The organism is Schaalia sp. 19OD2882 (assembly GCF_018986735.1).
Classification (GTDB): domain Bacteria; phylum Actinomycetota; class Actinomycetes; order Actinomycetales; family Actinomycetaceae; genus Pauljensenia.
Map to the genome: position 1 here is coordinate 1,247,681 of NZ_CP065521.1, position 23,819 is coordinate 1,271,499.

Below are 23,819 nucleotides of genomic sequence, written 5' to 3' on the forward strand. Positions count from 1 at the left end.
GCACCTGCTGACAGCTAGCGTGGAGGGGTGAGCAGCCAACGCATCCTCCGGGCAGAACACCCCTTCCAGGTCATCTCCGAGTACTCGCCTTCCGGCGATCAGCCGAAGGCCATCAAGGAACTTGCGGCACGCATTCGCGACGGCGAACAGGATGTGGTCCTTCTGGGAGCCACCGGAACCGGCAAGTCGGCCACCACCGCGTGGCTCATCGAGGAGCTGCAGCGCCCCGCGCTGGTGATGGAACCGAACAAGACGCTGACCGCCCAGTTGGCCGCCGAATTCCGTGAACTGCTGCCCCACAATGCGGTGGAGTACTTCGTGTCCTACTACGACTACTACCAACCCGAGGCCTACGTGCCCCAGACGGACACGTACATCGAGAAGGACTCCTCCATCAACGACGAGGTCGAACGCCTGCGGCACAGCGCCACGAACTCCCTGCTCACCCGACGTGACACCGTGGTGGTCTCCTCGGTGTCGTGCATCTACGGCTTGGGCACACCGGAGGAGTACGTCGCACGCATGGTCGAGCTGGAACGGGGCATGACCATCGACCGCGATGACCTGCTCCGAGGATTCGTCGCCATGCAGTACACACGCAATGACCTGTCCTTCACCCGCGGCACCTTCAGGGTGCGCGGGGACACGGTGGAGATCATCCCCGTGTACGAGGAACTGGCGATCCGCATCGAGTTCTTCGGTGACGAGGTCGAAGCGCTTGCCCTGCTTCACCCGTTGACCGGCGACGTCATCTCCGAGGTCGACCACGTCTTCCTCTTCCCGGCCTCCCACTACGTGGCCGGGGAGGAACGCATGGCCCGAGCACTGGCCGGGATCGAGGAGGAACTGGCCGAGCGCCTGGAGTGGTTCGAGTCCCAGGGCAAACTCCTGGAGGCCCAGCGTCTCCGCATGCGCACGACCTTCGACCTGGAGATGCTCCGAGAGATCGGGTCCTGCGCCGGGGTCGAGAACTACTCGCGTCACATCGACGGCCGAGATGCGGGTACGGCGCCGCACACACTGCTCGACTACTTCCCGGAGGACTTCCTGCTGGTCATTGACGAATCCCATGTGACGGTTCCCCAGATCGGCGCCATGTTCGAAGGCGACGCCTCGCGCAAACGCACTCTGGTCGACCACGGATTCCGCCTGCCCTCGGCCTTGGACAACCGGCCGCTCACGTGGGACGAGTTCACCCAACGCATCGGCCAGACCGTGTACCTGTCGGCGACCCCGGGCCCCTATGAGCTGGACCGCTCCGACGGAGTGGTCGAGCAGATCATCCGTCCCACCGGGCTGGTCGACCCGAAGGTCGTCGTCAAACCCACCCGGGGGCAGATCGACGACCTGCTGGAGCAGGTCCGCCTGCGTGTCGAGAAGGATGAACGCGTCCTGGTGACCACCTTGACGAAGAAGATGGCGGAGGACCTCACGACCTACTTGGCACAGCGCGGCATCCGCGTGGAGTACCTGCACTCGGACGTGGACACCCTGCGGCGCGTCGAGCTGCTGCGGGAGTTGCGTCAAGGTGCATTCGACGTCCTGGTCGGCATCAACTTGCTGCGTGAGGGTCTGGACCTTCCGGAGGTTTCCCTGGTGTCGATCCTCGATGCGGACAAGGAAGGGTTCCTGCGGTCGACCAGGTCCCTCATCCAGACGATCGGACGAGCTGCCCGCAATGTCTCCGGTGAGGTCCACATGTACGCCGACACCCTCACCGATTCCATGAAGGCCGCCATCGACGAAACCGAACGGCGGCGCGCGATCCAGCTGGCATTCAACAAGGACCACGGCATCGACCCGCAGCCGCTGCGCAAGAAGATCGCCGACGTCACCGACATGCTCGCCCGCGAACAGGTCGACACCGAGGAGCTGCTGGCAGGCGGGTACCGCCGGGAAAAGGGCGCCCAGTCGGCGCGGCCGGCGACGGGCCCGGGTGCGGGAGGCCCACGGACGAGGGCGTCCCTGGCGGGTTCGGCTCGCGCCGAGTTGGAGGAGCTCATCGAGGAACTCTCCGCGCAGATGATGACCGCCGCGCAGGACCTCCAATTCGAGATCGCTGCTCGCCTGCGAGACGAGGTTGCGGACCTGAAGAAGGAACTGAGGCAGATGAAGGCCGCGCAATGAGGCGAGCTGCTCGAAGGACGTGCGGGCCGGCGCCGCTTCCTCCAGTGCTGTGGTGCCGGGTTAGCATGTCCTCAGTCCCATACCCGAGAAGATCCGAGTAAGACCCGTGCCCTCTTCGTACCCGTTGACTCCGGCCGACCACGAAGCCTCGCAGACGTCAGGAAAACCCATTCGCCGCAAGGGCGCCGCGTGGGGAGTCCACCTCTTCACCATGACGGGGGTCATCTGGGCGGGGCTGGCAACCCTGGCACTCATCGACCAGGACCTGCAGATGATGTGGCTGTGGCTCGGAGTCGCATTGGTCGTCGACGGTGTCGACGGCACCTTGGCCCGCAAGGCCGACGTCGCACGCTGGGCGCCCTCCTTCGACGGAGCTGCTCTGGATCTCATCGTCGACTTCCTGACGTGGACCTTCCTTCCTGCGGTCTTCATGTACCTGCACATCCCCATGGGGTCGCAATGCCTCGCAATGCTCATGTTCGTCCTGGTGTGCACCTCGTCCATGTTCTGCTACTGCAATGTCGGCATGAAGTCGGAGGACTACTACTTCGTCGGGTTCCCCGCCGCATGGAACCTCGTGGCCGTGGTCCTGTGGGTCCTCGGCACGGGCCCGGTCGTCAACGTGGTCGTCACGGTGGTCCTGGCAGCGCTCACCCTGTCGCCGCTGACCTTCGTCCACCCCTTCCGGGTGGGCACACTGCGGTGGGCGAACATCGTGGCCACCTTCGTGTGGGTCGTGGCCACCGGCTGGCTGGTGGCACTGCACAGGCAGGGCTGCTGCCAGTTGACCGGTCCACCGGTGCCGAGCACAGTCGATGCTCCCACGGCTCTGCTGGTCGTGTGGTGGACAGCCGCAGCCTGGCTGATCGGGATCAGCGTGTGGCGCTCAGTGACCGGTCCGAACCGGCGCGGTATGCGGCGCCCAGACGGCGATCCTGCCAGTACCTGAGGACTTCCACGGCCACTGAACCGAGGATCATCAGCGCCACCACTGCCACCACCAGGGGAGGGTATCCCGACCCGTGGATCCAGAAGTACACGTAGGGAGCGATGAAGGTGACCAGGGCCGTGGCGGTGCCCACGGCCCGGACAGCCGGGCGGGCCTCCGTGATCATCGCGAGGACTCCCCATGTGTAGGGGGCGGCGGTGATGATGTCGATCGCCCACAGGATCCACACGCTCCCGTGGAACTGCGGGACGTACACGGCCGGCAGGGCGCGCAGCGACGAGTAGGCGAACACTGCGAGGTACACCCACGTGCGGGGGTCCCTCCACCGTCGCACGAACCATCCGGCCTTCCATGAGGGAACCCCCCACTGCTGGAACTGGTTGCGCAGGCGGCGGGGAAGTGACGAGACGTCCATGCTGGCAAGCTTGCGGCGCATGACCTCGTCGGAGGACAGTGAGTGGGTGACCATCGCGTGCACGCCGAGCCCCCACACGCGCGGGGTCTCGGTGGCATCGATTCGGTGGAGCATGCCCGGCAGGGCCGACTCGATCAGTCCAAGTGCCGCCGGGTCGTCCTCCTCGACGATCCACAGGAGGCAGCGGTTCTCCACGCTCAAGCGAAGCAGGTGCGCGCGCCGGTCACGGTCCAGCAGGACCTCGGGTTTGACGGCGAAGACTTCGCTGCGCCCCAGTTCTGCCAGGCGCGAAACCCCGGCGGCGGCGCAGACCGCTTCCGGGTCCAAGGGGAAACGTGCGGCGGCAAGGTCCAGTGGCGCGTAGGGAGAACCGAAGAACAGTTCCACCACTGCGGTGAACCCACTGGAAGTGGGGGCCTGTTCGACGTCTTCCATGAGTTCCGATCGTACCCGTGATCCACGCGCAAGCCCCGATCAGCGGGCCTTCCAGCCCCCTTCGGCGTGTGCGGTTGCACGCGGACGCGCTGGCAGAGCCGACGCCCTCGCGGATAGGATCGAGGGCGAGGGGAGTAATCCCGCAAAGTGTGACGCCGTCAGTACGGAGCCTTCTGCGAGCAGCGGGCCGGGTTCCCGGTGTCACCACCTCGGATCCAGGGGTGGGAAGAGACCTCATCGGTTTCCCCTACCCGAGAGGCTTCCCTGTGGACGTCCATCTTTTCGGTTGGCTCGGCCTTGCCGCCGTCGTCCTTGCCCTGGTGACGATCGACGTCATCGGTCACGTGCGAACCCCCCATGCCCCCGGGCTCAAGGAGGCGGCGTGGTGGTCGGCCGGGTACGTGTTGTTGGGCTTGGGTTTTTCCCTCCTCATCTGGTTCTTCTACGGCGGGGTGTACGCCGGGGAGTACTTGGCCGGCTTCCTCACTGAGAAGGCCCTGTCCCTGGACAACCTCTTCGTCTTCATCATCATCATGAACTCGTTCAGGGTGCCCAGGCAGTTCCAGCAGAAGGCGCTGCTGTTCGGAATCCTCATCGCCTTGGTGCTGCGCCTGGTCTTCATCCTTCTGGGCGCGGCCCTGATCAGCAGCTTCTCCTGGGTGTTCTACATCTTCGGTGCGTGGCTCCTGTGGACCGCGTGGACCCAGGCCAAGGAGGGGGTCGAGGACGACGGCATCGACGACGAGTACCACGAGAACGGCTTCGTGCGCACGATGCGTCGGGTGCTTCCGATGACCGACGGGTTCATCGGACAGAAGTTCCTCCACCGCCACGGTGGGCGCACCTTCGTCACGCCCATGGTCCTCGTGGTCTTCGCCCTGGGTTCGGCCGACCTCATGTTCGCCTTCGACTCGATCCCCGCGATCTTCGGACTGACGAAGGAGCCGTACCTGGTCTTCGCGGCGAACACATTCGCGCTTCTGGGTCTGCGTCAGCTGTACTTCCTCGTGGACGGCCTGCTGGAGAAGCTCGTCTACCTGCACTACGGACTGGCCGCGATCCTGGCTTTCATCGGTGCCAAACTCATCCTCCACGCCATGCACGAGAACAACCTCGCCTTCATCAACGGCGGGCAGGGTCTGGAGTGGGCGCCTGAGATCGGCATCGTGCCTTCCCTGGTGTTCATTCTCGTGACCATCGTCATCACGGTCGGCGCCTCGCTGTGGAAGACGTGGCGTGACACAAGCGCCGACACGGAGGCGGGGGAGTCCCAAGCGCAGGTCACCAAGGCCCGCTGAGGGCGAGGTCGAAGCGGACGTCAAGTCCTTCAGGCGCCCGCAAGTCCTTCTCTGACGGTAAGGTCCGGTGTGGATGCCATGGCCGGAGAGAGGAATTCGCGTGGCCAAGATCGAAACTGCCCGCCCACTGGGTTCGGACGAGGTCGCCCAGCGAGTTCGCGATGGCCGGACGAACAGCGTCGAGTTACCGAGCTCACGCTCCCTCGCGTCGATCGCCCGCGCCAACCTGCTCACGCTCTTCAATGCGATCCTGCTGGTGGCCATGGTTGTCGTCCTGCTCTTCGGACATTGGCAGGATGTCGTCTTCGGTGGGGTGATGATCCTCAACTCCGCCATCGGCATCGTCTCGGAGTGGCGTGCCAAGCGCACCCTTGACGCCCTGGCGATCGTCGATGCGCCGCGAGCCCATGTGCGTCGCGCGGAGGGCACGCTCGAAATGCTCGTCGGCGAGGTCGTCCAGGACGACCTGGTGGAGCTGGCGCTCGGCGACCAGGTCTGCGTGGACGGCGCCCTCGTCGAAGCCGACGGACTCGAGGTCGACGAATCCATGCTCACCGGCGAGTCCCGCCCCGTACGCAAGGACGTCGGCGACGAGGTCCTTGCGGGTACGTCGGTGGTCGCCGGCTCAGGACTGGTCCGTGCCGACCGCGTGGGCGCAGACCTGTGGGCGCAGGGCATTGCCCGCCAGGCGCGAACCTTCTCGCTGGCCACCTCGGAGATCCAGCAGGGAGTCGACAAGGTTCTGCGGGTGATCTCCTTCGCCCTCCTGCCCGTCGTGGCCTTGACCGTGTGGTCCCAGTACCGCATCAGCGCCGACCTGGGGCCCGACGCATGGAAGCACGCACTGGTCCTGGCCGTGGCAGCCGTGGTCGGCATGATCCCCCAAGGCCTGGTGCTGCTCACCTCCATGAACTTCGCCATCGGTTCGGCGGCCCTGGCACGCAGGAACGTCCTGGTCCAGGAGCTCCCGGCGGTCGAGGTCCTGGCCCGCGTGGACGCCCTGTGCCTGGACAAGACGGGGACACTGACCACCGGAGGGATCTCCGTCGGGCAGATCCTCCCGAGCGTGGGCGTCCCGCGCGCCGATGTCGAATCCGCCTTGGCCACGATGAACTCCTCGGCAACGAACCCGACTGCGGAGGCGGTGTGCACCGCCTTGGAGGGTGTGCCGGTGTGGAGTGACACGGCAGCCACCGAGGTGCCCTTCTCGTCGGCCCGGAAATGGGCGGCATGGGTCAGCCCGGAGCACGGGACGTGGCTCTTCGGTGCTCCCGAGATCCTCCTGGAAGCAGTCGAGGGCGCAGACGAGGTACTCGAACAAGTCAGTGCCATCGCCGACCAGGGGCGACGAGTGGTCGCTCTCGTACGCGCCCACGTGGAGGGGGCGGCCGCCCTTGACGTCCTCGTCGAGGACGGGCACCTGCCTGCCGGGCGCACCCCCGCCGCCCTTGTCGTCCTGGACGAGGAACTGCGCCCGGACGCCTCGCAGACCCTCGACTGGTTCTGTGAACAGGGTGTGGCCGTCAGGGTGATCTCCGGCGACAACTCGAGGACCGTCGGCGCCCTGGCCACCCGGCTGGGATTGCGGAACCCGGACGGGGGAGCGGCCCGCTCCGTCGACGCCCGCACGCTGCCGCAGGACCTTGCCTCCCCGGAATTCGCCGACGCGATCTGCTCGGCCGAGGTCTTCGGGCGCGTGAGCCCCGAACAGAAGCGGGCCATGGTGCGTGCCCTGCAGTCACGCGGGCACTGCGTGGCCATGACCGGGGACGGCGTGAACGACGCCTTGGCGCTCAAGGACGCGGACCTGGGCATCGCCATGGGCAATGCGGCCAGAGCCACCAAGGCCGTCGCCCAGGTCGTGCTGCTGGACGGACGCTTCTCGCAGCTGCCGGAGGTGGTCGCCCGCGGACGCCGCATCATTGCCAACATGGAGAGGGTCTCCTCCCTCTTCCTGTCCAAGACCACCTACGCGAGCGTCTTCGTGCTGGCCACGGCGCTGCTTGCCTGGCCCTTCCCCTTCCTGCCGCGCCACTACACGTACATCGGGTCCCTGACCATCGGCATCCCCGCCTTCTTCATCGCCCTGGGGCCGAACACCCGGCGCTACCTGCCCGGCTTCCTCGGGCGCACGTTGTCGCTGGCCGTCCCGGCGGGCATCGTCATGTCAGTGACGGCACTGGTCGTCTACTGGCTGGTGGGGGTGGGCACTGTCGAAGGACAGAGTGCGGCCACACTGACGATGGCGGCCGGCGGAGTGTGGCTGCTCGGGGTCACGGCACGGCCACTGGTTCCCTGGCGGGTGGCCCTGCTGGTGTGCGTCACCGGCGCAGCCGTACTCGGAGTCCTCATCCCCTTGACGAGGACGTTCTTCGCCTTGACCTGGCCCAGTGTTCACTCGTGGGTCGTCATCGCCGTGGCGGCCGTCGTCGTGTGCACCCTCATCGAGGCCGTTCACTGGTGGCGGCTGATCCGCAAGCACTGAGCGCCACGGGCGGGGCCCCGACTCAGATGGAGCCGATGACCGGGTTCCATTCGCGCACGATGCGCCCGGTGATGACCCCGGCGACCTTGAAGGGGTCCTTGTCCAAGAGGGCTTCCACCTGCTCGGCGCTGTCGGCCCTCATGATGACGAGGGCACCCGGCCCTGAGCCCACCCACGGGCCCGAAGCGACGTTCACACCCCGTTCGGCAAGGCTGCCGAGGTAGGCGCGGTGGTCGGGGCGGATCCGCTCCATCGTCTCGGAGGCGGAAGGATCGTACACGTATTCGACTGCGAAGACTGCCATGGCCCCACCCTAATGCGCGGGCGTGCGCCACGGCGGTGCCACGCAAACACCGGTTCCGCATGGGCACGCGGTTTGGCACAATCGACTCCGGGCACCACCACCGACTGGACGCCCTATCCACGAGGAGGGAAGGAAGGGCCATGACACAGGACTGGACGCTGCAACTCACCATCGACCCCTGTACGGAGCAGGCGGATGCGCCGACTTTGGTTCTGGGACACTCGCTGGGATCGAGCCACATCATGTGGGACCAGCTGGTCCCACTGCTCACCCCGTGGGTCACGCTCGTCCGCTTCGACCTGCCCGGACACGGAGGCGCCCCTGTGGCTCCCATCGACTCCGAGATGGACACCGAACAGCTCTTCGCGGCCTTGGGGCGCAGTCTGGATCGGTCGGGCATCGGAAAGGTGCATGTCGGGGGCCTGTCCATCGGCGGCCTGCTGGCCCTGGCGGCTCCACTGCACCTGGGGGACAGGGTCCGCTCTCTGGCGTGCATGAGTTCCGGCCCGCGCGCGGGGACGCCCCACGCCTGGCGTGAACGCATCGACGACGTGCGCGCCCACGGGGTGGAGCACTTGGTCGCACCGGTGATGCAGCGCTGGTTCACCCCCGAGTACACCAAAGGCCCCGGACAGCAAGCGGTTGCAGGGATCGCCTCCGCCTACGCGCACTGCGATCCGCACGGCTACGCGCAGGCCTGCGAGATCCTGGCCAAGACGGACCTGACGCAACGGCTGGGAGAAATCTCGTGCCCCGCCCTTGTCGTGGCCGCAGAGTTCGACGCAGGATGCGCCTTCGAGGACGGGGCGCGCACCGTGGAGGCCCTGCGAGGCGGCGCGAGCCCACTCGTGCAATTCCTCCCCGTGTCCAGCGCCCGCCACATGAGCGCCATGGAGGCTCCCCACTTGGTCGCGGGAGCCCTGGTCGACCTCGTGCGCAGGACCGAGGCCATGTGAGGGGACCGGCCCGGCCGGGTGCGCCATTGCACGCCGGACGGGACGGGGCTCAGGAAATCGGGAAGTCGGTGTCGAAACCCTCGGCGCCCTCGCCGATGGTGGGGATCCACTCACGGACACGACGCTGGACGATGAAGCCCTGGACGTTGAACGGGTCCTCCTCCAGGTGTGCCGCGGCAGCGGCGGCCGAGTCGGCGTGAAGGATGATGAGCGCCCCTTCCTCGCTGCCCTCGCGGAGCCACCCGGAGGCCACCAGGACGCCCTTCGCATTGAGGTCGCGAAGGAATTGACGGTGTGCGGGGCGGAAGGTCTGCAGCAGGGAGGCGAGGGAATGGTCGTAGGTGTACTCGATCACGTAGAGGGCCATGGGCACATTATGACCTGAGCGACTTCTCCCCGGCGATGGAACAGGTGTGCGATTGGGGAGGCGCCGGCAGAGGTAGGATCGCTGGGTGCACGACACTCTCATCGTCCGGGGCGCCCGGGAACACAATCTCAAGGGAGTCGACCTGGACCTGCCCAGGGACTCGATGATCGTTTTTTCCGGACTGTCGGGATCGGGCAAGTCCTCCTTGGCATTCGACACGATCTTCGCCGAGGGGCAGCGTCGCTACGTCGAGTCGCTGTCCTCCTACGCCAGGCAGTTCCTCGGGCAGATGGACAAGCCGGACGTCGACTTCATCGAGGGGCTGTCACCCGCGGTCTCCATCGACCAGAAGTCGACCTCGAAGAACCCTCGATCCACCGTGGGCACCATCACCGAGATCCACGACTACCTGCGTCTGCTCTATGCGCGTGCCGGCATCGCCCACTGCCCGACCTGCGGGGCACGCATCCAGGCCCAGACCGCCCAGCAGATCGTGGACCGAGTGCGATCCATGGACGAAGGCACCCGATTCCAGGTGCTCTCCCCGGTGGTGCGTGGCCGAAAGGGCGAGTACCAGGACCTCTTCGAGGAACTGCGCCAACAGGGATTTTCTCGGGCCGTCGTCGACGGACAGGCGGTACGCCTGGACCAAGCGCCCACATTGGAGAAGAAGCTCAAGCACGACATAGACGTGGTCGTCGACCGTCTGGTCGTGCGCCCGGGAATGCGTCAGCGCCTTGCGGACTCGGTGGAAACCGCACTGCGTCTGTCCGACGGGCTGGTGACCATCGACTGCGTGGACCTTCCGCAGGATGATCCGGAGCGTTCACGCCGTTACTCCGAGAAGCGCTCCTGTCCGAACGACCACCCGCTTGCCCTGGAGGAGATCGAACCGCGGACCTTCTCCTTCAACGCCCCCTACGGTGCCTGCCCCGAGTGCACGGGTCTGGGAATCCGCACCGAGGTCGACGCCGACCTGGTCGTCCCTGACGAGGAACTCACGCTGGCCGATGGGGCGGTGACCCCCTGGTCCTCGAATCTCAAGTACCACGTGAAGTTGCTCGAAGCCTTGGGCAAGGAGATGGGCTTCGACGTGCACACCCCGTGGAAGGACCTGTCCCAGGAGGTGCGCGACGCGATCCTCTTCGGCCGCGACTACGAGGTCAAGGTCAAGTTCCGCAACCGTTGGGGCAGGGAACGTTCCTACACCACGGGATTCGAGGGCGCCGTCACCTACATCGAACGCAAGCGCACCGAGACCGAGTCCGCGTGGACCTTGGGCAAGTTGGACGCATACATGCGTGAAGTGCCCTGCCCCTCGTGCAAGGGGGCGCGTCTGCGCCCAGAGGTCCTGGCCGTGCACATCGCGGGCCTGTCCATCGCCCAGCTCTCCGACCTGTCGATTGCCGATGCGCGTGCGCACCTGGAGGACCTGGACCTGGACGCGAGGGCGGCGGCGATCGCCCGTCCCATCCTGCAGGAGATCCACGCGCGCCTGGACTTCCTCCTCGACGTGGGCTTGGCCTACCTCACCCTGTCGCGTTCGGCGGGGACCCTGTCGGGAGGCGAGGCCCAACGCATCCGCTTGGCCACCCAGATCGGGTCGGGCCTGGTGGGGGTCCTCTACGTCCTGGACGAGCCCTCCATCGGCTTGCATCAGAGGGACAACGCGCGGCTCATCAAGACCCTGCAGCGGTTGAGGGACTTGGGCAACACCCTCATCGTGGTCGAACACGACGAGGAGACCATGGAGGCGGCCGACTGGATCGTCGACATCGGACCGGGAGCCGGCGAACACGGCGGCTGGGTCGTGCACTCGGGAACGCTGGCCGAACTCAAGGAGAACCACCGCTCGGTCACCGGCGACTACCTGTCCGGGCGTCGTCGCATCGTGGCACCGGCTTCGCGCCGGCCGGTCGATCCCCGGCGCAAACTCACCGTCAAGGGGGCCAGGGAGCACAACCTGGACGACGTCACCGTGTCCTTCCCCCTGTCCTGTTTCACTGCGGTCACAGGCGTCTCCGGCTCAGGGAAATCGACACTGGTCAACCACATCCTCTACCGTTCCCTGGCCGCCAGGCTCAACGGTGCCCGAGTGGTCCCGGGCCGTCACCGCACGGTGACGGGTGCCGAGGAACTGGACAAGGTCGTCCACGTCGACCAGTCGCCGATCGGGCGTACGCCGCGCTCCAACCCCGCCACCTACACGGGGGTGTGGGACCAGATCCGTACTCTTTTCGCCGAGGTCCCCGAGGCGAAGGTACGTGGCTACGGTCCCGGGCGCTTCAGCTTCAACGTCAAGGGCGGGCGCTGCGAATCCTGCAAGGGCGATGGCACCTTGCGCATCGAGATGAACTTCCTGCCGGACGTCTACGTGCCCTGCGAGGTGTGCCACGGCGCCCGCTACAACCGGGAAACGCTGGAGATCCTCTACAAGGGCAAGTCCGTGGCTGACGTCCTCGACATGCCGATCGCCGAGGCGGCCGAGTTCTTCGCCCCCGTGCAGCGCATTGCCCGCCACCTGAACACACTGGTCGAAGTGGGTCTGGGTTACGTGCGTCTGGGCCAGTCGGCCACCACCTTGTCCGGTGGCGAGGCTCAGCGCGTCAAACTCGCCTCCGAGTTGCAGCGCCGTTCGAACGGGCGCAGCGTCTACGTCCTGGACGAGCCGACCACCGGCTTGCACTCGGAGGACATCAGGAAGTTGCTGCTGGTCCTGCAGTCCCTGGTGGGCAAGGGCAACACGGTGATCGTCATCGAACACAACCTGGATGTCATCAAGTGCGCGGACTGGATCGTCGACATGGGGCCCGAGGGCGGTTCCGGCGGCGGCCGGGTGGTGGCCGAAGGGACTCCCGAGCAGGTGGCCGCCGTGGAAGGTTCCTTCACCGGCCAGTACTTGGCGCACACCTTTGCGCGCGATGCAGCCCGCGACGCGGCGTCCTGAGACGTGAGGACGAGTCCTGCCCGGGTGTCACGCGTGGGTCAGGACTTGGCTTCCGTGGTCCTCATGTGGATCTCGTCGATGCTCGCACCCGCAGGCATGTCGACGGCAGCACGCACCGCGCGTGCCACGTCCAGCGGCGACATGTGGTCCGCAGGGTCGTAGCCTCGACCTGCTTGGGTCTGCAGGGCGACTTGCATGTCGGTGTCGATGCGGCCCGGGTGGACGGCGGTGACGCGGATGCGGCCTCGTTCCTGTTCCCTGACGCATTCGGTGAGGGCGCGCAGTGCCCACTTCGACGCCGTGTAGGCGACCTGGCCCGGGTAGATCCGCACTCCGGCCCCCGAGTTGACCAGGATCAACGTGCCCGCGGACGCCCGCAGCACGGGCAGGGCCAGTCGCGTGAGGTCGGCGACCGCAACGACATTGACCTCGAAGGTGGAACGCCACAGGGACCGGTCGGAGGCCTCGATGTCGGCATGCGTGGCCACCCCTGCGTTGTGGACGAGGACGTCCATCCTGCCGACCCGGGCCGCCGCTTCGGCAAAAGCTCTGGCGAGGGCCTCCTCGTCGGCGAGGTCCGCAACGAAAGGGGATGCACTGGGCAACTCCGCAACGACCCGCGCCACTGCCGACAGCTCACGCCCGCCGACGAGGACGTGATGGTCCCGGCCGAGTTCCCGGGCGATCGCCAGCCTCAGCCCTCGAGTGGCGCCGGTGACGAGAGCCACGGGCGGCGCCCCGCGAGCAGATGTGGTCACCTCAGCCACCTCACCGCCCCTGTTCGGCGGCGCCGTCGGCGTAGAGGGCGTCGACCTCGTCTTCGAAGTCCCACAGGACCAGACTACGCTTGAGCTTGAGCGAGGGAGTCAGATAGCCGTTCTCGACCGTGAACGCCGCATTGATGATCCGGTAGCGACGGATCGACTCGGCCCGTGACACCTTCCGATTCGCCTTGGCGATGGCCTTTTCCAGGGACTCGCGTACGATCGGCAGGTCGGCGGCGCGCTCCGGATCCAGGCCCTCCGCGCCCTCGATCCCCTTCGCCTTGAGCCACAAGGGCAACATCTCCGGGTCCAAGGTGATGAGGGCTCCGATGTAGGGCCGTTGGTCACCGACCGCGATGACGTGGGAGATCAGCGGATGGGTCTGCAGGGAGTCCTCCAGCACCTCAGGTGAGACGTTCTTTCCGCCGGCGGTGACGATGAGTTCCTTCTTGCGACCGGTGATGCGCAGGTGGCCCGAGTCGTCGAAGGCCCCCAGGTCGCCGGAGCGGAACCAGCCGTCGACGAAGGCCGCTTCGGTCTCTTCGGGCAGGTTGTGGTAGCCGCGGGTCACGCACACGCCCTTCATGAGGATCTCCCCGTCCTCGGCGATGCGGATCTGGTTGCCGGGCCATGGGAAACCGACGGAGTCCGGAGGGAAGTCGTCGGGCCACTCGACGGTGATGGGGCCGGTGGTCTCCGACAGGCCGTAGCCCTGAAGCAGGGTGAGGCCAAGGCCCCTGTAGAAGTGGGCGAGGTCGGCCGCCAGGGGCGCACCGCCGCAGATGATCGTGTGCAGATTCGGCCCCAGTGCGGCCTTCACCTTGCCCAAGGCGACGGCGTCGGCGGCACGCATGCGCACGCGAAGAGCGAAATTCGGGCCGGGGGAGGCCTGCAGCGCGGGGTCCTGGACACGGGTGGTGTCCGACGAGGTCGACCCGGTGGTGCCGACCCTTTCGATCTCCTTCGCACCCGCGTAGGCGGTGGCGTGGGACATCTGCCGGGCCTGGCGCGCCGCCCACGAGAAGACCCGGCCCTTGAAGCCCCCTCCCGCCTTGGCGGTGGCGGAGTTGAAGACCTTTTCCAGGACACGCGGGACCACCAGGAGCATGGTCGGCTTGAAGGTCGCGATGTCGGAGAGCAGGTTAGAGGTGTCCGGCACGAAGGCCACACGGCCCTTGCCAGCGAGCATCGCGTACATGACGAAGCGCGCCAGGGAGTGCGCCACGGGCAGGAACAACAGGGTCCGGGCCTTCGTGGAGTCGACGAGCTCCGGAAGGAAGTCGAAGGCCTGGATGAAGGACTCGATGAAGTTCCCATGGGTCAGGACGATGCCCTTCGGCTGACCCGTCGTGCCCGAGGTGTAGATGATGGTGGCCGGGTCGGCAAGGCACTGGGCCTCCACCCGCCTGTCGATCTCCTCAGGGGAGACCTCACGGGCCGCGGTTGCCAAGGTCCTCTCGGCGCCTGTGTCGAAGGACAGGATCATGCGCACGCGTTCGGTGGCCACGGAGCGGACAAGGTCGGCCTGCTGCGAGGTGGCGGTGACGACGATGCTGACGTCCGCGTCGACGAGGATGTGTTCGATCTGCGCCGCCGAGTCCGTCTCGTAGATGGGGACGGTCACGGCGCCGCAGGACAGGGCCGCCAGATCGATCAGTGCCCATTCGTACGAGGTCGGGGCGAGGATCGCCAAGTGGTCGCCGGGGCGCAGACCGGAGCCGGCGAGACCCCTGGCGATGTCTTCGACGTGGCGGACGAATTCGTCGATGGTGACCTCACGCCATCCTCCGACGCCGCTGCGCTTTTCGATCGCCACCCGCCCGGGGTGTTCCTTGGCCCGCTTGCGCATCATGGTGGGCAGGTTCCACGAGGGGTCGGCCTTGCGGAAAGGAGGGATCTCCCAGGTGGTCTCGTCGAGCTGGCGGAGCAGGGGCATCATCGATCTCCTTCGCGGGCGCCTTCGGCGTAGAGGGCGTCGACTTCGTGGGCGTAGTCCTTGAGCACCGCGGATCTGCGGAGTTTCAAGGACGGGGTCATGTACCCGTTCTCGACGGTGAAGACCGCGTCGACGATGCGGAAGCGGCGGATCGACTCTGCTCGTGAGACCGCGCTGTTGGCGCGCGCGATCGCCTTGTCCAGTGATTCGCGCACGGCCGGCAGGTCGGCCGCGTGGGCTGCGTCGACCGGGGCGAGCCCGTGGTTGCGCAGCCAGGTCGGCAACATCTCCTGGTCCAGGGTGATGAGGGCTCCGATGTAGGGGCGTGCTTCACCGACGACGATGACATTGGCGATGAGCGGATGTGTGGCAAGGGAGTCTTCGAGGATTTCCGGTGAGACGTTCTTGCCTCCGGCGGTGACGATGAGTTCCTTCTTGCGGCCGGTGATCGTCAACTGGCCCTTGCGGGAGATGGAGCCGAGGTCGCCGGTGTGGAACCACCCGTCCTCGATGGCCTGGGCGGTCTCCGAGGGAAGGTTCCAGTAGCCCTGCATGACGGAGACGCCTTTGACGAGGATTTCTCCGTCGCGCGAGATGCGCAGCCTGTTGCCGGGCAGGACCAGGCCGACCGTTCCCGCGGGGTTCGCGCCGGGCCGTTGGACGGAGATGGGGCCGGTGGTCTCCGACAATCCGTATCCCTGGAGGACGGTGAGTCCCGTGCCGACGAAGAACCGGAACAGATCGGTGGCCAGGGGCGCTCCGCCGCAGACGATGAACTTCATGTTCGGGCCCAGGACGTCGCGGATCTTGCCGAGCACGAGTCTGTCGGCGATCCGGTGACGCAGGCGAAGTGCCGGCGAGGGGCCCAAGGCGTGCTCGGAACCGGCCGACCAGTCGCGGGCCTGTTTGGCGGACCAGGAGAACATGCGCCCCTTGAGGCCGCCTCCGGCTTTGGCCGCGGCCGCGTTGTAGACCTTCTCCAGAACCCTTGGTACGGCCAGGAGGACGCTGGGTTTGAATGCGGCGATGTCGCGGAGAAGGTTCTTCACGTCGGGCGAGAAGGCCATGACCCCACGCCCGGAGAGGATGAGATGCATGATGTAACGCGCAAGGACGTGGGCCAGCGGCAGGAAGAGCAACAGGCGGGTCTCGGGGTTCTCGACGATCTCCGGCAGGATCTGTCGGGCCGACTCGACGGTCCCCACGAAGTTGCGGTGGGTCAGGGTCACGCCCTTGGGGCGGCCCGTGGTCCCCGAGGTGTAGATGATGGTGGCCACGTCATCCAGGTCCAGGCGCGACAGACGCTGCTCGACGGCGCTGGGCGGAATGGTCTTCGCTGCGCCCTGGAGTTCACGCATGAAGCCCTTGTCCAGTGCCGCCACGCTGCGCACCGACGGGGTGCGGACGGTCTGGACCAGTTCGGCCTGCTGGGTGGTGGCGGTGACGACCTCGACCACGGAGGCGTCGGAGAGGATGTGGGCGATCTGTTCGGCGGAGTCCGACTCGTAGATCGGGACGGTGATCGCTCCGACGGAGAGGATCGCGAGGTCCAGGAGCATCCATTCGTACGAGGTGGAAGACAAGATGGCGACCGCTTCGCCCGGGCGGATCCCACGTCCCACGAGGCCGCGTGCCAAGGTCTGGACCTCGACCTGCAATTCGTCGGCGGTGATCTTCCGGCTGGCGCCGACCTCGTCGGTGCGGATGACGGCGACGTCTTTCGGGTGCCTGCGGGCGCGCCGTGCGAGCAGAGCGGGAACCGTGTCGCGTCGGTCAAGGGTGAACCTGATCTTTTCGGACCAGGAACCGTCGCGGTGTCGTCTCATGTCTACCCCTCCCGCGGGTGGCGTCGGTCAGTGCCCGAGGCCGAGGATCGGCCCCGTAGAAGTCTAGTGCGAGCAGAAGCGCCGGGTGGATGCACCCGTGCATCGAGGTGGGCAAGCGGGTGGAAAAGGACCCCGCAGGTACGCCCTGCGGGGTCCGGGTGAGGAAGGGCCGTGCTCGGCCGGCCGCTCACAGGTCGTAGTAGAGCTCGTACTCGAAGGGGTGGGGGTAGGCCCGCATGGGTGCCACCTCATTGACCTCCTTGTACTCCAGCCACGTGTCGATCAGGTCCTGGGTGAAGACTTCGCCTTCGGTGAGGAACTCGTGGTCCTGGCGAAGGGCCTCCAACGCCGCCTCCAAGGAGTGGGGGAGCTTGGCGATGTCGTGGTACTCGGCCGGCGGAAGCTCGTAGAGGTCCTTGTCGATGGGGGCTGTCGGCTCGATTCGACGGCGGATGCCGTCGATGCCGGCCATGAGACATGCGGAGAAGGCCAGGTACGGGTTGGCCGAGGGGTCGGGTACGCGGTACTCGACACGCTTGGCCTTCGGCGAGGTGCCGGTGACGGGAATGCGAATGCAGGCCGAGCGATTTCGGGCCGAGTACACGAGGTTGATGGGCGCTTCGAAACCGGGCACGAGACGACGGAAGGAATTCACGGAGGGGTTCGTGAAGGCCAGGAGGGCCGGTGCATGGTCCAACAGGCCGCCGATGAACCAACGCGCCGTGTCGGACAGGGACCCGTAGCCGCTCTCGTCGTAGAAGAGGGGTTCGCCTTCCTTCCACAGGGACAGGTGGGTGTGCATGCCCGAACCGTTGTCGCCGTGGACGGGCTTGGGCATGAAGGTCGCCGTGTGCCCGAACTCGATGGCCGTGTTCTTGATGACGTACTTGAACTTCATCATGTCGTCGGCCGCACGCTGCAGGGTGGCGAAACGGTAGTTGATCTCCTGTTGGCCGGCCGAGCCGACCTCGTGGTGGGCGCGTTCGACGACCAGACCGACCTCGGCCAGACGACGCGACATGACGTCGCGCACGTCAGCGAACTTGTCGGAGGGGGTCACGGGGAAGTAGCCGCCTTTGATGCGGGTCTTGTAGCCGAGGTTCCCGCCTTCCTCCGCGCGGCCCGTGTTCCAGTGGGCGGCGCAGGAGTCCACGGAGAAGAAGCTGTGCTGCGGGGTGACCTCGTAGCGCACGTCGTCGAAGAGGAAGAACTCCGCTTCGGCCCCGATGAAGCACTGGTCGGCGATGCCCGTGGAACGCAGGTGCGCCTCCGCCTTGGCGGCGACCTGACGGGGGTCGCGTGAGAAGGGGTCGTCGGTGAAGGGGTCGACGATGGAGAAGATGATGACCAAGGTCTTGGCCGCGCGGAAAGGATCGACGAAGCACGAGGTGATGTCCGGGATGAGCTTCATGTCGGACTCGTGGATGGCCGTGAAGCCGCGGATCGACGACCCGTCGAACATGAGGCCGTCCTCGAGGGCGCTGCCTGTGAACTCACTGGCCGGGACCGTGAAGTGCTGCTGGACGCCGGGCAGGTCGCAGAAGCGCACATCGATGTATTCGACTGCCTCCTTTTCGATGTACTCGATGACCTCGCTGGGGCTGGTGAACATGTCCTGTCCTTCCTGGCGGGAACCCGGGCGCCATCTGTCGGCGAATGACGTGGGGTCAAAGATTCGTCAATGTGCGCCAAAGGGAAGTGTAGTGGACCATGGAGGGCGCCTCTCGGGGCCCGTCCGTATCGTGACGTGGCCCGAGTATCCTTGACGGGTGCCAGACCCCTCGACGTATCGACCTCGCACGGGTGACATCCCCACGAGCCCGGGTGTCTACCGATTCAGGGACGAGCAGGGCAGGGTGATCTACGTCGGCAAGGCGAAGAACCTGCGTTCGCGGCTGACCAACTACTTCCAGGACCTCGCCAACCTTCACCCGCGCACCCAGCAGATGGTCACCACCGCCTCCGGCGTCCAGTGGACGGTGGTCAACTCCGAGATCGAGGCCCTCACCCTGGAGTTCCAGTGGATCAAGGAGTTCGACCCGCGTTTCAACGTCATGTACAAGGACGACAAGTCCTACCCGTACCTGTCGGTGACCATGGGGGAGCGTTTCCCGCGCGTCCAGGTGACACGCCGGGCCAGGAGGCGTGGTGAACGATTCTTCGGCCCCTACGCGCAGGTGTGGGCGATCCGCGAGACCATCGACCTTCTCCTGCGTGTCTTCCCCGTGCGCACGTGCAGCGCCGGAGTGTTCCAGCGAGCCGGCGCCCAAGGGCGGCCCTGCCTCTTGGGGTACATCGACAAGTGCTCGGCCCCGTGCGTGGGACGCATCGACGAGGACACCCACCGGGAGCTTGCCGAACAACTGTGCGAGTTCCTGGACGGGCGCACCGGCCCCTTCATCCGCGATCTCGAAGCACGTATGCGTGAGGCCTCCGCAGCCCTGGATTTCGAGGCCGCAGCACGTCTTCGCGACGACCTCGCCGCCCTGCGCAAGGTCCTCGAACGCAACACGGTGGTCCTGGACGACGGCACCGACGCCGACGTCTTCGCCCTGGTGACCGACGAGTTGGACGCCGCAGTCCACGTCTTCCACGTGCGGGGCGGCCGCGTGCGCGGCACCCGAGGATGGGTGGTCGACCGCAGTGACGGCGCCGACGAGGCCGCCCTCATGGCGCGTCTTCTCGAACAGGTCTACGGTGACCTGCCCCCTGCCGCCGCGCCCCTGCGGGGACGCCCCACCGGCCGGGCGGCGCCCTCGTCGGTGGACGATGTCGTGCACACTCCCACCCAGGCCCTGCCCCGCGAAGTCCTCGTCTCGGTGCAACCGGAGGACGCCGACACGCTGGAGCAGTGGCTGACCACATTGCGCGGGGCGAAGGTGCGCCTGCACGTGCCCGCACGCGGGGCCAAGGCCGGGCTCATGGACCTCGTGAGGAAGAACGCCGTCGAGGCGCTCACCCTGCACCGCACCCGGCGGGCCGGGGACCTCACCCAACGGTCTCGCGCACTCGAAGAACTGGCCGGGGCCCTCGACCTTCCCGCCGCCCCACTGCGCATCGAGTGCTACGACGTCTCCCACACGGGCGGCACGTTCCAGGTGGCCTCCATGGTCGTTTTCGAGGACGGTGCCCCGAAGAAGTCCGCCTACCGCACCTTCAACGTGCGCGGGGAGGACGGCAGCGGGGCCAGCGACGACACCGCCGCCATGCGCGAGGTGCTCCTGCGGCGATTCCGCCGTCTGCTGGCCGAGGAGTCCGGCGTCCAGGGCGAGGACGAGGAAGGGGTCGCGTTCGACTCCGGTCCGGTCGACCCCGCCACCGGACGCGCCCGACGCTTCTCCTACCGGCCGGACCTGGTCGTCGTCGACGGCGGCCCACCCCAAGTGGCTTGCGCGCGCGCCGCACTGGATGAGGCCGGAGTGGACGTGCCGGTGGTGGGACTGGCCAAACGCCTGGAGGAGGTCTGGGTGCCGGGCGACGATTTCCCCGTCGTCCTGCCGCGCACCTCGGCGGGCCTGTACCTGCTTCAGCACCTGAGGGACGAGTCCCACCGCTTCGCCATCACCAAACACCGCAAACGTCGGACGAAGGGGCAGACCCGCTCCGTGTTGGATGCGGTGCCGGGGCTGGGCCCCACCCGACAGGCGGCGCTGCTCAGAGCCTTCGGTTCCGTCAAACGCTTGAGGCGGGCCACCGTGGAGGACGTGGCGGGCGTCAAGGGAATCGGGCCGACCCTGGCGGCGACGGTCCTCGACAGTCTTCGAGAAGGCACAATGGACGACGGCCCGACCACGGAGGAGCGATGAGAACGACCCCCACACTGCCGATGGCCCTGCCCGCCCGCATCCTCCTGCTCGGATCCGGCGAACTGGGCAAGGAACTCACCATCGCCTTCCAGCGCCTCGGATGCCACGTCATTGCCGCCGACTCCTACCCGGGGGCTCCGGCCATGCAGGTGGCACACGAAAGCGTCGTCCTGGACATGACTGACGGCCAGGCACTCTCCTCGCTGTTGGGCCGGGTCCACGTGGACCTGGTGGTCCCCGAGGTCGAAGCCATCGCCACTGACGAACTCGCCGCCGTCGAACGATCCGGCCGAGCCCGAGTGGTACCCAATGCCTTCGCGGTGCAGGCCACCATGGACCGCCAACGCATCCGTGCCCTGGCGGACAGCCTTTCGGCAGTGCGCACCTCCGCCTTCCGCTTCGCCTCCAACGTGCAGGAGCTGCGTGAGGCCCTTCGTCACACGGGTCTGCCGGCCTTCGTCAAACCGACGATGTCCTCGTCGGGCCACGGCCAGTCACGCATCACCAGTGCCGACCAGGCCGAAGAGGCATGGGAGCGTGCTTGCACCCAGGCGCGCTGCCACACCGGACGCGTCATCGTCGAAGAAGAGATCAACTTCGACTGTGAGATCACCCTGCTCACAGTCAGGTCCTGGGATCCCCACCAGGGGCGTGTCGTCACCGGCTTCTGCGCGCCCATCGGCCACCGCCAGGAAGGCGGCGACTACGTCGAGTCCTGGCAACCGGCCGCCGTGTCAGACGCGGCCCTCGCCAGCGCCCGGCGGATGGCCCGTGAGGTCACCGATGCGCTGGCCGTGCGCGGTCAGGGGCCCTGCCTGGGGCTGTTCGGGGTCGAGTTCTTCGTGGCCGGGGACGAGGTGTGGTTCTCCGAGCTCTCGCCGCGCCCCCACGACACCGGCATGGTCACCATGGCCTCCCAGGACCAGTCCGAGTTCGACCTGCACGTGCGCGCGGTCCTCGGCATGCCGGTGGACACTGCACTGAAGCGCCCGGGCGCCTCTGCCGTCATCATGTCCACCGGCGCCGTCGAGGACGCCCGGTACTTTGGCGTGGCCCAAGCCTTGGCGAGCGGTGCCGGTGTGCGGATCTTCGGAAAGCCCGTGACCCGGGCCGACCGGCGTCTCGGCGTCGCCCTTGCCCACGGCGAGGACGTCGAGAGTGCTCGGAGTTGCGCCTTTCGGGCCGCGGACCTCGTCACTGTCGCCCCGGCAGTGGCATCCTTGGACGCATGAGCCCACGCGATCCCGGAACAGAGGTCGACCCGCCGACCGTTCCCCACGGAATTCCCCTTCTCGACGAGAAGGCCGCGCCTGTCGTCGGTGAGACCAACGAAGTCCTCATCATCACCGGCTGCTCCGGGGCCGGACGCACCGGTGCCGCACGCGCACTGGAGGACCTCGACTGGTACGTGGTCGACAACCTGCCTCCGCGCATGCTGCCCGCCCTCGTCGGCATGATGGCACCCGGAGGAGAGGGGGTGCACCGTCTCGCCGCCGTTGTCGACGTGCGCTCGCGTGCGTTCTTCACGGATCTGCTGGAGACCCTGGACCAGCTCAAACTCATGGGTGCCGCCTACAGGGTCGTTTTCCTCGAAGCCTCTCCGGAGACCCTGGTCCGCCGCTACGAGTCGAACCGGCGCCCCCATCCCCTGCAAGGGGAGGGCACCATCCTGGACGGCATCGCCGCCGAGGCGCGCCTGCTCGAACCTCTCAGGCGCGTCGCCGACGAGATCGTCGACACCTCCGGAATGAGTGTCCACGACCTCACACGACACATTCGTGACGTGGTCGCCGGCGCGGAGGAGCGGCCCCTGAGGGTCACCGTCGAGTCCTTCGGATTCAAGTACGGGCTGCCGCTGGATGCCGATCATGTCCTGGACGTCCGCTTCCTGAAGAACCCGTACTGGGTCGACGAGTTGCGTCACCTCACCGGCCGTGACCAGGCAGTGGCCCAGTACGTCCTGTCGCAGCCCGGCGCCCGAGACCTGGCGATCGGCTACGCGGACCTGCTGGCGACGATGCTGCCCGGCTACCTGGCCGAACTCAAGCCCTTCGCGACCATCGCCATCGGCTGCACCGGCGGGAAGCACCGTTCTGTGGCCACCACCGAGGTCGTCGCTTCGCGTCTGCGTGAGAAGGGCTTCGCCGTCAGGGTCGTCCACCGCGACCTGGGAAGGGAATGATGGTCTACCTCGATGCTGCGGGCTGGGTCCAACGCGGCGAATCCGGGCCCTCGGTCGTCGCCCTGGGCGGTGGTCACGGGCTGTCCGCCACCTTGCGGGCCCTGCGTCACATCACCCGCCGCCTGACCGCAGTGGTCACTGTGGCCGACGACGGCGGTTCCTCGGGGCGTCTGCGCAACGAGATGGAGGTCTTGCCCCCGGGTGATCTGCGCATGGCGTTGGCCTCCCTGTGTGAAGAAAGCGAATGGGGACTGACATGGCGTGACGTCATGCAGACGCGGCTGTCCACCACGGGGCACCTGGACGGGCACGCCTTGGGCAACCTTCTCATCGCGGGACTGTGGCAGTTGCTCGACGACCCGATCGAAGGCCTGGACCTTGTGGGGCGCCTTCTCGGGGCCTCCGGCCGGGTCCTGCCCATGTCGTCGGTGCCCCTGCACATCGAGGCGGACATGGACGATGCAGGACACACCTACTCCGTGTCCGGCCAGTCCCGCGTCGCGGTGGCGCCCGGCAGGGTGACCCACGTGCGTCTGCAACCCACCGAACCACCCGTTCCCGCTCAGGTGCGCACGGCGATCTCCGAGGCCGACTGGGTGGTCCTCGGGCCGGGCTCCTGGTACACCAGCGTCATACCGCACCTGCTGGTGCCGGAACTGCACCGGGACCTCGTGACGACGGACGCCCACCGCGCCCTCGTCCTCAACTTGGCACGCCAGCGCGGAGAGACGGACACGATGACCACCGCCGACCATGTGCGGGTGCTTCGTGAATACGCCCCTGACTTCAAATTGGACGTCGTCATCGCCGACCCCACGGCCACCGACGACATCGACGAGCTCTTCGCCGCCAGCGAGGAGATGGGTGCTCGAATCCTCCTGCGCCAGGTGCGCACCGGTGACGGAGCCCCGCACCACGACCCGCTGCGTCTGGCGGCCGCCCTGAGGGACGCCTTCGACGGGTTCCTCGGTGAGGTCGGCCGCAGTGAGCCGTGGTTGAGCTGACCGGACCCCATCAACGAT

17 protein-coding genes are annotated in these 23,819 nt (G+C 67.0%); 10 read left to right on the forward strand and 7 right to left on the reverse strand.

The window, feature by feature from the left end:
- Positions 1 to 27 precede the first annotated feature (27 nt).
- Both uvrB and I6B53_RS05540 read left to right on the forward strand, forming a co-directional pair.
- Positions 28 to 2,127, forward strand: a complete 2,100-nt coding sequence (gene uvrB, locus I6B53_RS05535; RefSeq protein WP_216765222.1) for an excinuclease ABC subunit UvrB — start codon at positions 28 to 30, stop codon at positions 2,125 to 2,127.
- A gap of 106 nt (positions 2,128 to 2,233) precedes the next feature.
- The gene (locus I6B53_RS05540) at positions 2,234 to 3,076 is read left to right on the forward strand and encodes a phosphatidylcholine/phosphatidylserine synthase (RefSeq protein ID WP_253953988.1); all 843 of its coding nucleotides are present in this window, start codon (positions 2,234 to 2,236) and stop codon (positions 3,074 to 3,076) included.
- On the opposite strand, the gene I6B53_RS05545 is transcribed toward I6B53_RS05540, so the two are convergent.
- Entirely contained in the window at positions 3,000 to 3,926 is a 927-nt protein-coding gene (locus tag I6B53_RS05545; RefSeq protein WP_216765223.1) for a hypothetical protein, read from the reverse strand. The two genes, I6B53_RS05540 and I6B53_RS05545, sit on opposite strands and share 77 nt — an antisense overlap.
- Before the next feature lie 266 nt (positions 3,927 to 4,192).
- Between I6B53_RS05545 and I6B53_RS05550 the strand changes: the two genes are divergently transcribed.
- Both I6B53_RS05550 and I6B53_RS05555 read left to right on the forward strand, forming a co-directional pair.
- A complete protein-coding gene (locus I6B53_RS05550) occupies positions 4,193 to 5,224 on the forward strand; it encodes a TerC family protein (protein ID WP_216765358.1) in 1,032 nt (343 codons plus the stop codon).
- Between the two features lie 100 nt (positions 5,225 to 5,324).
- Entirely contained in the window at positions 5,325 to 7,709 is a 2,385-nt protein-coding gene (locus I6B53_RS05555; protein WP_253953989.1) for an HAD-IC family P-type ATPase, read from the forward strand.
- Between the two features lie 22 nt (positions 7,710 to 7,731).
- Here I6B53_RS05555 and I6B53_RS05560 read toward each other — a convergent pair whose 3' ends face one another.
- The gene (locus I6B53_RS05560) at positions 7,732 to 8,013 is read right to left on the reverse strand and encodes a YciI family protein (protein ID WP_216765225.1); all 282 of its coding nucleotides are present in this window, start codon (positions 8,011 to 8,013) and stop codon (positions 7,732 to 7,734) included.
- 140 nt (positions 8,014 to 8,153) lie between these two features.
- Here I6B53_RS05560 and I6B53_RS05565 point away from each other — a divergent pair, with 140 nt between their 5' ends.
- The gene (locus tag I6B53_RS05565) at positions 8,154 to 8,969 is read left to right on the forward strand and encodes an alpha/beta fold hydrolase (protein WP_216765226.1); all 816 of its coding nucleotides are present in this window, start codon (positions 8,154 to 8,156) and stop codon (positions 8,967 to 8,969) included.
- Between the two features lie 49 nt (positions 8,970 to 9,018).
- Here the strand turns inward: I6B53_RS05565 and I6B53_RS05570 are convergent, their stop codons facing one another.
- Entirely contained in the window at positions 9,019 to 9,336 is a 318-nt protein-coding gene (locus tag I6B53_RS05570) for a YciI family protein (protein ID WP_216765227.1), read from the reverse strand.
- Positions 9,337 to 9,421: 85 nt separating this feature from the next.
- Here I6B53_RS05570 and uvrA point away from each other — a divergent pair, with 85 nt between their 5' ends.
- A complete protein-coding gene (gene uvrA / locus I6B53_RS05575) occupies positions 9,422 to 12,283 on the forward strand; it encodes an excinuclease ABC subunit UvrA (RefSeq protein ID WP_216765228.1) in 2,862 nt (953 codons plus the stop codon).
- A 38-nt stretch (positions 12,284 to 12,321) separates the two neighbouring features.
- Here uvrA and I6B53_RS05580 read toward each other — a convergent pair whose 3' ends face one another.
- The 4 genes from I6B53_RS05580 to glnA all read right to left on the reverse strand — a co-directional run bounded on the left by I6B53_RS05580 (position 12,322) and on the right by glnA (position 18,421).
- Complete coding sequence (locus tag I6B53_RS05580) at positions 12,322 to 13,041, reverse strand: SDR family oxidoreductase (protein WP_216765229.1); 720 nt, start codon at positions 13,039 to 13,041, stop codon at positions 12,322 to 12,324.
- 10 nt (positions 13,042 to 13,051) lie between these two features.
- Positions 13,052 to 14,983, reverse strand: coding sequence for a long-chain fatty acid--CoA ligase (locus tag I6B53_RS05585; RefSeq protein ID WP_216765359.1), 1,932 nt, complete (start codon positions 14,981 to 14,983; stop codon positions 13,052 to 13,054).
- Positions 14,983 to 16,809 (reverse strand): long-chain fatty acid--CoA ligase, encoded by a 1,827-nt coding sequence (locus I6B53_RS05590; protein ID WP_216765230.1) that lies wholly within the window; start codon positions 16,807 to 16,809, stop codon positions 14,983 to 14,985. The genes I6B53_RS05585 and I6B53_RS05590 overlap by 1 nt, the downstream gene beginning before the upstream one ends.
- Before the next feature lie 187 nt (positions 16,810 to 16,996).
- Positions 16,997 to 18,421: a type I glutamate--ammonia ligase gene (gene glnA, locus I6B53_RS05595; protein WP_216765231.1), complete on the reverse strand. Its 1,425-nt coding sequence runs from the start codon at positions 18,419 to 18,421 to the stop codon at positions 16,997 to 16,999.
- Between the two features lie 157 nt (positions 18,422 to 18,578).
- On the opposite strand from glnA, the gene uvrC reads away from it, so the two are divergent.
- The 4 genes from uvrC to yvcK are packed head-to-tail and all read left to right on the forward strand — an operon-like array spanning position 18,579 to position 23,801.
- Entirely contained in the window at positions 18,579 to 20,615 is a 2,037-nt protein-coding gene (uvrC, locus tag I6B53_RS05600) for an excinuclease ABC subunit UvrC (protein ID WP_216765232.1), read from the forward strand.
- On the forward strand, positions 20,612 to 21,847 hold the full coding sequence (gene purT, locus I6B53_RS05605; RefSeq protein ID WP_216765233.1) for a formate-dependent phosphoribosylglycinamide formyltransferase: 1,236 nt from the start codon (positions 20,612 to 20,614) through the stop codon (positions 21,845 to 21,847). The genes uvrC and purT overlap by 4 nt, the downstream gene beginning before the upstream one ends.
- Positions 21,844 to 22,797: an RNase adapter RapZ gene (gene rapZ / locus I6B53_RS05610; RefSeq protein ID WP_216765234.1), complete on the forward strand. Its 954-nt coding sequence runs from the start codon at positions 21,844 to 21,846 to the stop codon at positions 22,795 to 22,797. Before purT ends, rapZ begins: the two co-directional genes overlap by 4 nt.
- Positions 22,797 to 23,801, forward strand: a complete 1,005-nt coding sequence (gene yvcK, locus I6B53_RS05615; RefSeq protein WP_216765360.1) for a uridine diphosphate-N-acetylglucosamine-binding protein YvcK — start codon at positions 22,797 to 22,799, stop codon at positions 23,799 to 23,801. Before rapZ ends, yvcK begins: the two co-directional genes overlap by 1 nt.
- Positions 23,802 to 23,819 lie beyond the last annotated feature (18 nt).